Source organism: Citrobacter sp. Cpo091 (assembly GCF_030332645.1).
Lineage (GTDB): Bacteria > Pseudomonadota > Gammaproteobacteria > Enterobacterales > Enterobacteriaceae > Citrobacter > Citrobacter portucalensis.
Genome location: NZ_JAOWHL010000028.1, coordinates 856,922 through 868,519, shown reverse-complemented (window position 1 = coordinate 868,519; position 11,598 = coordinate 856,922). Strand labels below are relative to the sequence as shown.

Annotated in this window: 11 protein-coding genes; 7 read left to right on the top strand and 4 right to left on the bottom strand. The window is 53.0% G+C overall.

The features are described 5' to 3' along the window. Positions 1-6: 6 nt before the first annotated feature. From OGY04_RS07650 to xthA, 3 genes are all read right to left on the bottom strand, one after another. On the bottom strand, positions 7-717 hold the full coding sequence (locus OGY04_RS07650) for a TVP38/TMEM64 family protein (RefSeq protein WP_057068352.1): 711 nt from the start codon (positions 715-717) through the stop codon (positions 7-9). After that, positions 714-1,370, bottom strand: a complete 657-nt coding sequence (locus OGY04_RS07645) for a TVP38/TMEM64 family protein (RefSeq protein WP_170974252.1) — start codon at positions 1,368-1,370, stop codon at positions 714-716. Before OGY04_RS07645 ends, OGY04_RS07650 begins: the two co-directional genes overlap by 4 nt. A 223-nt stretch (positions 1,371-1,593) precedes the next feature. Further along, positions 1,594-2,400: an exodeoxyribonuclease III gene (gene xthA / locus OGY04_RS07640; RefSeq protein ID WP_003030642.1), complete on the bottom strand. Its 807-nt coding sequence runs from the start codon at positions 2,398-2,400 to the stop codon at positions 1,594-1,596. 444 nt (positions 2,401-2,844) lie between these two features. On the opposite strand from xthA, the gene astC reads away from it, so the two are divergent. From astC to ves, 7 genes are all read left to right on the top strand, one after another. Then, a complete protein-coding gene (gene astC / locus OGY04_RS07635; RefSeq protein ID WP_048214345.1) occupies positions 2,845-4,065 on the top strand; it encodes a succinylornithine/acetylornithine transaminase in 1,221 nt (406 codons plus the stop codon). Further along, a complete protein-coding gene (astA, locus tag OGY04_RS07630) occupies positions 4,062-5,096 on the top strand; it encodes an arginine N-succinyltransferase (protein ID WP_008784554.1) in 1,035 nt (344 codons plus the stop codon). The genes astC and astA overlap by 4 nt, the downstream gene beginning before the upstream one ends. Then, positions 5,093-6,571, top strand: coding sequence for a succinylglutamate-semialdehyde dehydrogenase (gene astD, locus OGY04_RS07625; RefSeq protein WP_286585069.1), 1,479 nt, complete (start codon positions 5,093-5,095; stop codon positions 6,569-6,571). The genes astA and astD overlap by 4 nt, the downstream gene beginning before the upstream one ends. Then, positions 6,568-7,911, top strand: a complete 1,344-nt coding sequence (gene astB / locus OGY04_RS07620) for an N-succinylarginine dihydrolase (RefSeq protein ID WP_286585068.1) — start codon at positions 6,568-6,570, stop codon at positions 7,909-7,911. The genes astD and astB overlap by 4 nt, the downstream gene beginning before the upstream one ends. Next, entirely contained in the window at positions 7,904-8,869 is a 966-nt protein-coding gene (astE, locus tag OGY04_RS07615) for a succinylglutamate desuccinylase (RefSeq protein ID WP_267439883.1), read from the top strand. The genes astB and astE overlap by 8 nt, the downstream gene beginning before the upstream one ends. Positions 8,870-9,218: 349 nt before the next feature. Further along, a complete protein-coding gene (gene spy / locus OGY04_RS07610; RefSeq protein WP_048226767.1) occupies positions 9,219-9,704 on the top strand; it encodes an ATP-independent periplasmic protein-refolding chaperone Spy in 486 nt (161 codons plus the stop codon). Between the two features lie 353 nt (positions 9,705-10,057). Beyond that, positions 10,058-10,633 carry an environmental stress-induced protein Ves gene (ves, locus tag OGY04_RS07605; RefSeq protein WP_103285095.1) on the top strand — a complete coding sequence of 192 codons (576 nt, stop codon included), beginning with the start codon at positions 10,058-10,060 and terminating at the stop codon, positions 10,631-10,633. Here the strand turns inward: ves and cho are convergent. After that, the gene (gene cho / locus OGY04_RS07600) at positions 10,593-11,480 is read right to left on the bottom strand and encodes an excinuclease Cho (RefSeq protein WP_286585067.1); all 888 of its coding nucleotides are present in this window, start codon (positions 11,478-11,480) and stop codon (positions 10,593-10,595) included. The genes ves and cho overlap by 41 nt on opposite strands. Between the last annotated feature and the right edge of the window lie 118 nt (positions 11,481-11,598).

Genomic DNA, 11,598 nt, shown 5'->3' with positions numbered 1-11,598 from the left:
AAGGTCTCAGCTTTTTTTCCGTTGGCGATCAAGATAAAGGCTTCTCGCCACCGATATCACCACGCTTAGGGCAAACAGGACAAACAGACCCGTCACAAACCAAAATGTGCCGCCGGTTAACAGGCTTCCCGCCCATGAGTAGATGATAGTGGCGGGTAACTGTCCGATGCCTGTGGCGATGAAAAAATGGCGAAAACGAATTGAGGTCAGGCCTGCCGCGTAGCTTACCGGGTCGAACGGCACAAAAGGTAACAGGCGGCAGACCAGAATAGTGTGCTTACCATAGCGCTCGAAAAAAGCGTCCATATTGTTCAGCACCGTTTTTCCGGTCAGCTTTTCCACCGCACCGCGACCTAAAATGCGGGCAATAAAAAAGCACAGCGCCGCACCTGCCATTGCGCTGCTCCAGGATAGTACGCCGCCCCAAAATGCGCCAAACAGCGAGGCATTGGCAAACGTGATCACAAACGCAGGAAGCGGTGCAACGATGGCCTGTAAGATCATCAGGAAGAACGACACCACCGCCGCCTGGGTTCCATAAGAACGAATAAAGTTCTCAAGAGCATGCTGATCGAGTGTGGTAAATGCTGTCAGGCTGCCGTGGAGAAAATCACTCACGCCAGGTATCCATGCCCATGCCATTAGCCCGAGCAGTAGCAGAGCAATCAAACCCGCCCGGTAATAGCGAGTCAGCCGCGCTTTATTCCGTTTTATCATTTACCCGTACACTCATGGTTGGCTGACGGATCGATGTGCTTATATCGGGCCCAGGCTTTGGCTGCCTGAACGAGGGCGAATAACGCCAGCCCTGCCACGCTGAGCTTACCGATGAATACCAGGGTAATGCCTTCGCTGGCGAGTTCATGCGACATCAGCGTATAGATAAAGATACCGGGTAAGGTGGTAAGTGCCGATATTACGGTAAATGACCAGAACGGAATGGCCGTCAGCCCATAGGCGTAATTTTGAATATTATAGGGGAACAGCGGCACGAGCCGGGTCAGGATTAGAAAGTCTACTCCGCTATGGGCAATGCCTTTTTCGATAGCCTGAAACGTCGCCGTGTGCCCAACGTATTTCAGTAGTAGATCCCGTCCAAGCCAGCGAGCCAGCAAAAACGACAGCGCTGAGGCCACGGTTGCTGCCACTAACGAGATAAGCGTCCCAGCCACGGGGCCAAACAGCACACCGCCGACGATCACCAGGATGCTGCCTGGGATCAGACACAGCGCTGCAACAATAAACAGCAGGATATAAAGCGTATAGCCGAACATACCGCTTTGGCGGATGACGTCTTGTAAATGATGGAAATTGGTTATCAGGTCGGTCAGACCATAATGATGGAAAACTCCCGCCAGAACGCAGAACAGGACCGCGACAATCAGCAGCCGGTATTCTGCTTTATGCGAACTTCTTTTTCATGGGGGTTCTCCTGTAAAACCGAGTGCAATGGAGCATTTTCGTCAGCGAAAAGCGCGCGCGAAGATATAATAAATTCCCGGCCGTAACAATGTATTACCGTCACTTTATTGATTTTGCACAGAATAAACAGACTCTCCAGGCCGGGCCTGGAGAGTAAAAAGACGCAGAAGGTCAGACGCGGAATTTAGCCCATACAGGCGCATGGTCGGACGGTTTTTCCATGCTGCGAATTTCATAGTCGATGCCGGTTTCTTCACAGCGTTCCGCCAGCGGGTTGCTCGCCAGCAGCAGATCGATACGCAGGCCACGGTTATCGTCAAAGCCTTTTGAACGATAGTCGAACCACGAGAACTGGTCATTCTTTTCAGGATTTGCGTGACGGTAAGTATCCACCAGACCCCAACCCAGCAGGCGTTCCATCCACTCACGCTCCTCCGGCAGGAAGGAACATTTACCGGTACGCAGCCAGCGTTTACGGTTTTCTTCGCCAATGCCGATATCGAGATCGGTTGGGCTAATATTCATATCGCCCATGATCAATACCGGATTGTCGCGTTTCAGCTCTGTCTCCAGATAGTTTTGCAGGTTCTGATAAAACGCGGCTTTGGCCGGGAATTTGGTTTCATGGTCACGGCTTTCGCCCTGCGGGAAATAGCCGTTGATCACCGTGATGCTGCCCAGAGGGGACGGAATTTCTGCCATGATGATCCGACGCTGCGCTTCTTCGTCATCGCCCGGGAAGCCACGACGTACCGCAATTGGCGTTTCTTTCGTTAACAGCGCCACGCCGTAATGACCTTTCTGGCCGTGATAAAAGACGTTGTAACCGAGCTTTGCTACCTCTTCGAGAGGGAACATATCGTCGTGGACTTTTGTCTCCTGTAAGCCAATAACATCCGGTTGGTGTTTTTCGACAATGGCTGCCAGTTGATGGGGACGGGCACGCAGGCCGTTGATATTAAAAGAGACAAATTTCATAGTCGCTGCCACTTTGCAAGATGAATAGTGCAAGGATGGTAGCAGAATTTCTGCAGCCTGACTGCTTCTTGTCACCTGATTCCAACAATGATTGCTAATGGTGTTAACGATGGAGCAAAAACTGCACCGTTTTGGCGCGAAGCGCGTCGGAATGGGGCAATAATTTCCGAAAAATTTCGTATACGATCACAATTCCAGAATTATATTTGGCGACTGAATAAAACTGCGTTTTTTCCTCTGTTTAGTCGCCTGATGCGCAAACATATTCACTTTATATGCACATGCAGTGAATATCGCCACGTTGTAACCTGTTGATATTCCGTCATCGACCTCCGTTTATGCACTTTTTTCGCTGGCTGGCACGAACCCTGCAATCTACATTTACACCGCAAACACTATATTTATTAACATATAAATAACCTTTTATTTACCGTTGAGGTCGCTATGTCTCTGTCAATTACGCGTGAAAATTTTGATGAATGGATGATGCCCGTATACGCTCCGGCCCCTTTTATTCCGGTGCGGGGTGAAGGTTCACGTCTGTGGGATCAGCAGGGTAAAGAGTATATCGATTTCGCGGGAGGCATTGCGGTTAACGCGCTGGGTCACGCCCACCCGGCATTGCGCGAGGCATTAAACGACCAGGCGAGCAAATTTTGGCATACGGGAAATGGCTACACCAACGAGCCGGTACTGCGTCTGGCGAAAAAGCTGATTGACGCCACCTTCGCCGAGCGCATTTTCTTCTGTAACTCCGGTGCGGAAGCCAACGAAGCGGCACTAAAACTGGCGCGTAAATATGCCCACGATCGTTTTGGCAGTCAGAAGAGCGGGATTGTAGCGTTTAAAAATGCTTTCCATGGACGCACGCTGTTTACCGTCAGCGCCGGAGGACAGCCTGCCTACTCACAGGATTTCGCGCCGCTGCCGCCGGATATCCGTCATGCCGTATACAACGATCTCGATTCTGCCAGCCAACTGATTGATGACACCACCTGTGCGGTTATCGTGGAGCCTGTGCAGGGTGAAGGCGGTGTGGTACCGGCAACAAAAGCCTTTTTGCAGGGGCTACGTGAGTTATGCGATCGCCATAATGCGCTGCTGATTTTTGATGAAGTTCAGACCGGCGTTGGCCGTACCGGGGAGCTGTATGCCTATATGCACTACGGCGTGACGCCGGATCTGCTGACGACAGCAAAAGCGCTGGGCGGTGGTTTCCCCATCGGCGCACTGCTGGCGACAGAGCGTTGCGCCAGCGTGATGACGGTTGGTACACACGGTACAACGTACGGCGGAAACCCGCTGGCGACGGCGGTGGCAGGTAAATTGCTGGAAATTGTGAATACACCGGAAGTGCTCAACGGAGTAAAACAGCGCCACGACTGGTTTGTGGAGCGTATAAACGCCATTAACGAACGTTTTGGACTGTTTAGTGAAATTCGTGGACTCGGACTGCTGATCGGCTGCGTGCTGAACGCGGAATTTGCCGGGAAAGCGAAACTCATCTCGCAAGAAGCGGCTGTTGCCGGGGTGATGGTACTGATCGCTGGCGCTAACGTGGTGCGTTTTGCGCCAGCGCTCAACGTCAGCGAAGAAGAAGTCGCCACCGGACTGGATCGCTTTGCGCTGGCCTGCGAACGCATTAAAGCAGGAGGTTCATCATGATGGTGATTCGTCCCATTGAACGCGCGGATATCACCGCGTTGATGCAGCTTGCCAGTAAGACCGGCGGCGGGTTGACCTCGCTACCGGCGAATGAAGCTACGCTGATGGCGCGTATCGAACGTTCACTCCAAACCTGGCGCGGTGAGTTGCCAAAAAGTGAGCAGGGATATGTGTTTGTGCTTGAAGACAGTACCAGCGGAACCGTGGCCGGGATTTGCGCCATTGAGGTGGCGGTAGGGCTTAACGATCCCTGGTACAACTATCGGGTTGGTACCCTGGTCCACGCCTCGAAAGAGCTGAATGTCTATAACGCGCTGCCGACGCTGTTTCTGAGTAACGATCACACGGGTAGCAGCGAGCTTTGCACGCTGTTTCTCGATCCGGACTGGCGAAAAGAAGGCAACGGCTATTTGCTGTCAAAATCGCGCTTTATGTTTATGGCGGCCTTTCGCGACCGATTTAATGAGAAAGTCGTGGCCGAAATGCGCGGCGTGATTGATGAGCACGGTTACTCGCCGTTCTGGCAAAGCCTTGGTAAACGCTTTTTCTCAATGGAGTTCAGCCGGGCGGATTTTCTCTGCGGGACAGGGCAGAAAGCCTTCATTGCTGAACTGATGCCTAAGCATCCGATTTATACCCATTTCTTGTCTGATGAAGCGCAAAGCGTGATTGGTCAGGTACATCCGCAAACGGCTCCTGCTCGGGCAGTGCTGGAGAAAGAAGGATTTCGCTACCGCAACTATGTCGATATTTTCGACGGTGGGCCAACGCTGGAATGCGATATCGACCGGGTTCGGGCTATTCGTAAAAGCAGGCTGGTGGAAGTGGCGGAAGGTCAGCCAGCAACCGGTGATTATCCGGCCTGTCTGGTTGCCAATGAAAACTATCAAAACTTCCGCGTCATGCTGGTTCGCGCAGACCCGGATACCCAACGTCTGGTACTGACGGCGGCGCAACTGGATGCCCTGAAATGCCACGCAGGCGACCATGTACGTTTTGTACGTCTTTGTGCAGAGGAGAAAACAGCATGACACTATGGATAAACGGTGACTGGGTGACGGGGCTGGGCGAGCGTCGGGTGAAAACCAACCCGGTAAGCGGTGATGTGCTGTGGCACGGTAATGATGCAGATGCAACGCAGGTGACGCAAGCGTGCCAGGCCGCACGTGCGGCCTTTGTCGGTTGGGCTAAACAGCCTTTCAGCGCACGCCAGACTATTGTTGAAAAGTTTGCTTTATTGCTGGAAAGCAATAAAGCCGAGCTAACTCAGATTATCGCCAAGGAAACCGGAAAACCTCATTGGGAAGCCGCTACTGAACTGACGGCGATGATCAATAAAATCGCCATCTCCGTCAAAGCTTATCATGCCCGTACCGGTGAGCAGCACAGCGAACTACCGGATGGTGCGGCAACGTTGCGCCATCGCCCACACGGAGTGCTGGCGGTTTTTGGTCCGTATAACTTCCCCGGTCATTTACCCAATGGTCATATTGTTCCGGCATTGCTGGCAGGCAATACGTTGATTTTCAAACCCAGCGAGTTGACGCCGTGGACCGGTGAAGCAGTAACAAAACTGTGGGAGCAGGCGGGGTTGCCGCCGGGCGTGCTGAATCTGGTGCAGGGCGGACGTGAAACGGGGCAGGCGCTGAGTGCGCTGGAAGACCTCGATGGCCTGCTGTTTACCGGCAGTGCGAATACCGGTTATCAGCTGCATAAGCAGTTATCCGGCCAGCCGGAAAAAATCCTTGCCCTGGAGATGGGGGGCAACAACCCGCTGATTATTGAGAATCCGGAGGATATTGATGCCGCGGTGCATCTGACTATTCAATCCGCATTTGTCACCGCCGGACAGCGCTGTACCTGTGCCCGCCGCCTGCTCGTAAAAAAAGGCGCGCAGGGTGATGCGTTCCTGACGCGTCTGGTGGAGGTTAGTCAGCGCTTAATGCCCGGCAACTGGGATGCACAACCGCAGCCATTTATGGGAGGACTGATTTCCGAACAGGCCGCGCAGTACGTCTATGATGCCTGGCAGCGTCTGGCGTCGTTGGGCGGCCGTACGCTGTTAGCGCCACGTCTGTTAAATGCCGGAACGTCACTGCTGACCCCTGGAATCATCGAACTGACCGGGGCGGGGAACGTACCTGATGAAGAGGTTTTCGGTCCGCTGCTCGGCGTCTGGCGTTATGACAGCTTTGATGATGCGATTCGTATGGCGAACAACACCCGCTTTGGATTGTCGTGTGGGTTAGTTTCGCCCGATCGCGGCCAGTTTGAACAGCTACTGTTGGAGGCGCGGGCAGGGATCGTCAACTGGAATAAGCCGTTAACCGGCGCTGCCAGTACCGCACCGTTTGGCGGTGTAGGCGCTTCCGGAAACCATCGCGCCAGCGCGTGGTATGCCGCAGATTATTGCGCCTGGCCGATGGCAAGTCTGGAATCCCCGGCCCTAACGCTGCCAACGGCGCTTAGCCCCGGACTGGATTTTTCTCGCGAGGATAAGCTATGAAAGCCCGTGAGGTAAATTTTGATGGTCTGGTGGGACTGACTCACCACTATGCTGGATTGTCATTTGGTAATGAGGCCTCAACCAAACATCGATTTCAGGTGTCGAACCCGCGTCTGGCGGCAAAGCAAGGTCTGCTAAAGATGAAAGCGCTGGCAGATGCGGGATTTCCTCAGGCGGTGATCCCGCCCCACGAGCGGCCTTATATTCCGGTTCTGCGTCAGTTGGGTTTTAGCGGCAGTGACGAACAGGTGCTGGAGAAAGTGTCGCGTCAGGCGCCTCACTGGCTCTCCAGTGCCAGCTCCGCATCGCCTATGTGGGTAGCGAATGCGGCAACGGTTTGCCCTTCGGCAGACTCGCTGGACGGGAAAGTGCATCTGACGGTGGCGAATCTGAATAATAAGTTCCACCGTTCACTGGAAGCGCCTACTACCGAAGCATTGTTACGGGCGATTTTCCGTGATGAGAATAGCTTTGCGGTCCACGGCGCGTTGCCCCAGGTTGCGCTTTTCGGTGATGAAGGGGCGGCAAACCATAACCGGCTGGGTGGAGATTACGGTGACCCCGGCGTACAGCTGTTTGTTTACGGTCGTGAAGAAGGCAATGCATCCCAACCGAAGCGCTATCCGGCAAGGCAATCCCGTGAGGCCAGCGAAGCGGTCGCGCGACTGAATCAGGTCAACCCACATCAGCGCATTTTTGCCCAGCAAAACCCGGACGTTATCGATCTTGGCGTGTTCCATAACGATGTTATTGCGGTATCGAATCGCCAGGTGCTGTTTTGTCATCAGCAGGCGTTTGTCAGACAGCAGGCATTGTTAGAGCAGTTGCGCAGTCAGGTGGCAGGTTTTACCCCGCTGGAAGTCCCGACAGCGGAAGTGTCGGTGCAGGATGCCGTGACCACTTATCTGTTTAACAGTCAGTTGCTGAGTCGTAGTGACGGTTCGATGATGCTGGTCCTGCCGCAGGAGTGTCGGGAGCATGCTGGCGTGTGGCGGTATTTGAACCGGCTTCTCGAGGAAGACAATCCGATCGATGACCTGCGGGTATTCGATCTGCGTGAAAGTATGTCCAACGGCGGTGGTCCGGCATGCTTGCGCCTGAGAGTGGTGCTCACCCCGCAGGAACAGCAGGCGGTGAATCCGGCGGTTATCATGAACGACACGCTGTTTAACACGTTGAATAACTGGGTTGACCGTTACTATCGCGATCGTCTTACCGCTGCCGACCTTACCGACCCACAGCTGTTGCGCGAGGGGCGTGAAGCGCTGGATACGCTGACGCAATTGCTCAACCTCGGTTCAGTGTATCCTTTCCAGCAGGAGGGGATGCGCCATGGATAACTTTCTGGCGATCACGCTCGCAGGCGCCACTCCAGAGAAAACGCAAGGAACCACTCATGGTTTTGACTGGCAGTGGATCGGTCACGGAATTCTGGAACTGACGCCGCTTGCACCCGTTGAACATTCACTGGTGCTGTCTGCGGGGATCCATGGCAATGAAACCGCGCCGGTAGAGATACTCGATTCATTGCTTTCCAGTCTGTTTAGCGGCGAGCTGACACTGACATGGCGGCTGCTGGTGATTCTGGGAAACCCGCAGGCGCTGGCTGCGGGAAAACGATATTGTCATAGCGACCTGAATCGTATGTTTGGCGGCCGGTGGCAGATTTTTACCGCGAGTGAAGAAACGCACCGAGCCCACGAGCTTGAGCTGTGTCTTGAAGATTTTTATTCGCGCGCAAAGGAGCCTGTGCGCTGGCATTTGGATCTGCACACCGCGATCCGCGGTTCACAGCATCTGCGCTTTGGCGTATTGCCACAACGCAACGTTGCCTGGGACGAGGATTTTCTTGAATGGCTGGGGGATGCGGGACTGGAAGCGCTGGTTTTCCATCAGACGCCTGGCGGCACGTTCACCCATTTTAGCGGGGAACATTTTGGTGCGTTGGCCTGTACGTTGGAACTGGGTAAAGCGCTGCCGTTCGGGCAAAACGATCTCACCCAGTTTGCGCAAACGGCAGACGCACTGGAGAAACTGCTGCGGGGTGAGCGGGTGCCGACGAGAGAAATATCCCCGCTGCGTTATCGCGTGGTGTCGCAAATCACGCGTCGTAGCGACGATTTCATTCTCCACATGGATAACCAGACGCTAAACTTTACCCCCTTTAAAGAAGGCACCTTGCTGGCGCAGGACGGAGATGAACGTTTTATCGTCACCCATGATGTTGAATACGTTCTCTTTCCCAACCCTAACGTGGCCTGTGGTTTACGTGCCGGATTGATGCTCGAAAAGTTGTGATAAATATATTCGCCCTGCAGGTTTATCCTTTAGGGCTTATTTTTGCGTGCTGTTTTTATTTATTACGGATTATTCCTGGTGAATTGCTTTCTTAATAATCAGGGTTCAGGTATAGTTCTCCATAATCCTTTCAAAATCATCCGCTTGTAATTTTTTATTGCAACTCTGCGCAATTTATTCTTTTTTTCTTCATAATTGATGAAAGTTTGTTTTTTACACTTTCACTGTTTTACCGTTGCTCTGATTAATTGACGCTTAAGCCGGTAAAGTTAATCTCGTCAACACGACATCACATTGCATAAGAGTCGCATGAGTGTCGTAAAAATAACTGAAAGAAAGGATAGAAATTATGCGTAAACTGACTGCTCTGGTTGTTGCCTCTACTCTGGCGCTGGGTGCTGCGAACCTGGCTCATGCTGCTGACACTACAACAGCTGCACCAGCGGATGCCAAACCGATGATGCACCACAACGGCAAGTTCGCCCCGCATCACGACATGATGTTCAAAGACCTGAACCTGACCGACGCGCAGAAACAGCAGATTCGCGAAATCATGAAAGGCCAGCGCGATCAGATGAAACGTCCGCCGCTGGAAGAACGCCGTGCAATGCACGATATCATCGCCAGCGATAGCTTCGATAAAGCGAAAGCCGAAGCGCAGATTGCGAAGATGGAAGAACAGCGCAAAGCCAACATGCTGGCGCATATGGAAACCCAGAACAAAATTTACAACATTCTGACCCCGGAACAGAAAAAGCAGTTTAATGCCAATTTTGAGAAGCGTCTGACAGAACGTGCAGCGCAGAAAGGTAAAATGCCGGAAGCTGCCGAGTAATCGATCAGCGTCTACACTAAATCATTCACACTGTATCGCGCTGATTGCCGCACAGTGTGAAACAAAACTCAAGACCGCCGCTCTTGTCCACAACACGTATAACGATGTGGGCAGGATCGGCGGTTTTTTCATTTCTGCCTATTGCACCGGACGCACGACACGCTATTCTCCTGAAGCCCGCGAAAATTCTACCTGGATCAGCGCGTTATTCTTTTTTGCAAAATGCCGGGTTCATCGCTAAGGCAAATCAACTCTGCTGCCGATAACAATAATCTGCAGGGTGAACATAATAATGATGATTTATGGCTGTCTGTTTACGGCAGGCTGCCATGCTGCTCCTTTCTGGAGGGATGATGGAATACTTTGATATCCGCAAAATGCCGGTTAATCTCTGGCGGAATGGTGCGGGAGAAACGCGTGAGATTTGCTGTTTTCCGCCAGCAACACGAGATTTTCACTGGCGGGCGAGTATCGCCTCCATTGCAGCAAACGGTGAATTTTCACTTTTCCCGGGTGTAGAACGCGTGATTACGCTGCTGGAGGGAGGGGAGGTCACTCTGGAAGAAGCGAACATCTTTACGCATACCCTCAAACAGCACCAACCTTTTACCTTTGCCGGTGACAAGGTGGTAAAAGCAAAGCTGACGGAAGGGCAGATGTCTATGGATTTTAATATCATGACCCGACGAGATGTTTGCCAGGCAAAAGTCAGAGTGGCCGATCGCACCTTTACGACCTTTGGTTCACGCGGCGGCGTGGTGTTTGTTATCAGTGGTGCATGGCAACTGGGCGATAAATTGCTGACGGCCGACCAGGGTGCGAGCTGGCATGACGGCAAACACACATTACGACTGCTGGAGCGCGAGGGAAAATTGCTGTTCAGCGAGATTAACTGGATGCCGGGGCATTCTCCGGACACAGTTCAATAATGTCATATTGACCAGACAGAACAGGCCGGCAGAGAATTTTGTAACCATCATGGTCAAAGCCTGCCGGCATACGCGCCAGGGTAGCCGCTTCATCCAGCGTTGAAACGGCTCCCAGCCACAGCCAGTTGTTGATGATATGGTACTGTGTCATTTCAGCGCCGGTTTCCTGCAGTGCAATAGCATTGCTCCATGGCCAGCAAATCACTCTCACTCTTTCCAGCGCCGCTAACAGACGCAAATGATGCGCTTCATGACTCTCTTTTCCGCAGCACGCTCCGGCGCAGCGTTTAAGCGCGGAGCGAAAACAGGCGCGCCCGCGACTCAGGGCTTCCAGCCCCAACAGGCCGTAGCACAGCTGTTGTTCATCCGCGAGGCTTTGCAACGCTTGTAGCGCTGCGCGGCGATTGGCAAACAGGCCAAACAGATTGGGTGCATGGGAGAAATCAATATCTCGTGCGTAGACAACCTGAACAGTTCGGTCGGTAAGCTGCAAGGCGCAAAGCTGACGATTGCGCCGCAGTCGTTTATTAAACAACGGCTGTTGTTCTTTGATCAACCGCGCTTCCAGCAGCAGGGCACCAATTTCTCCCGCCGTACAAATCCAGCTAATGCGTTTGGCCTGACGCAGCATTGCCGCTTCGTCTGCGGTACGCAGGTGTGCCAGCACGCGGCTGCGAATATTGACGCTTTTACCAATGTAGAGCGGCATAGTGTCGCTTTCACTGTGAAACAGATAGACGCCTGGCGCGGTGGGAAGCGCACTCAAAAATGGACGCAGGTGTTCAGGATATTCATAGATTGCCGCTGCCTCAAATGTCAGGCGTGGGGCTGATTGACGCCGTACCACTTTTCACTCCGGATGCTGGTTATTCATCCAGTGTAGCAGTTTGAAACCGATTAAAAAAGCGGCATCAGACAAGGAAGAGTGGCCGGACAGCGGTGATCCCAGTGCTATCCGGCAATAT

Coding starts and splice junctions, on each gene's coding strand:
- OGY04_RS07650 (WP_057068352.1), bottom strand. CDS start 717: ATGATAAAACGGAATAAAGCGCGGCTGACTCGCTATTACCGGGCGGGT.
- xthA (WP_003030642.1), bottom strand. CDS start 2,400: ATGAAATTTGTCTCTTTTAATATCAACGGCCTGCGTGCCCGTCCCCAT.
- astC (WP_048214345.1), top strand. CDS start 2,845: ATGTCTCTGTCAATTACGCGTGAAAATTTTGATGAATGGATGATGCCC.
- astA (WP_008784554.1), top strand. CDS start 4,062: ATGATGGTGATTCGTCCCATTGAACGCGCGGATATCACCGCGTTGATG.
- astD (WP_286585069.1), top strand. CDS start 5,093: ATGACACTATGGATAAACGGTGACTGGGTGACGGGGCTGGGCGAGCGT.
- astB (WP_286585068.1), top strand. CDS start 6,568: ATGAAAGCCCGTGAGGTAAATTTTGATGGTCTGGTGGGACTGACTCAC.
- astE (WP_267439883.1), top strand. CDS start 7,904: ATGGATAACTTTCTGGCGATCACGCTCGCAGGCGCCACTCCAGAGAAA.
- spy (WP_048226767.1), top strand. CDS start 9,219: ATGCGTAAACTGACTGCTCTGGTTGTTGCCTCTACTCTGGCGCTGGGT.
- ves (WP_103285095.1), top strand. CDS start 10,058: ATGGAATACTTTGATATCCGCAAAATGCCGGTTAATCTCTGGCGGAAT.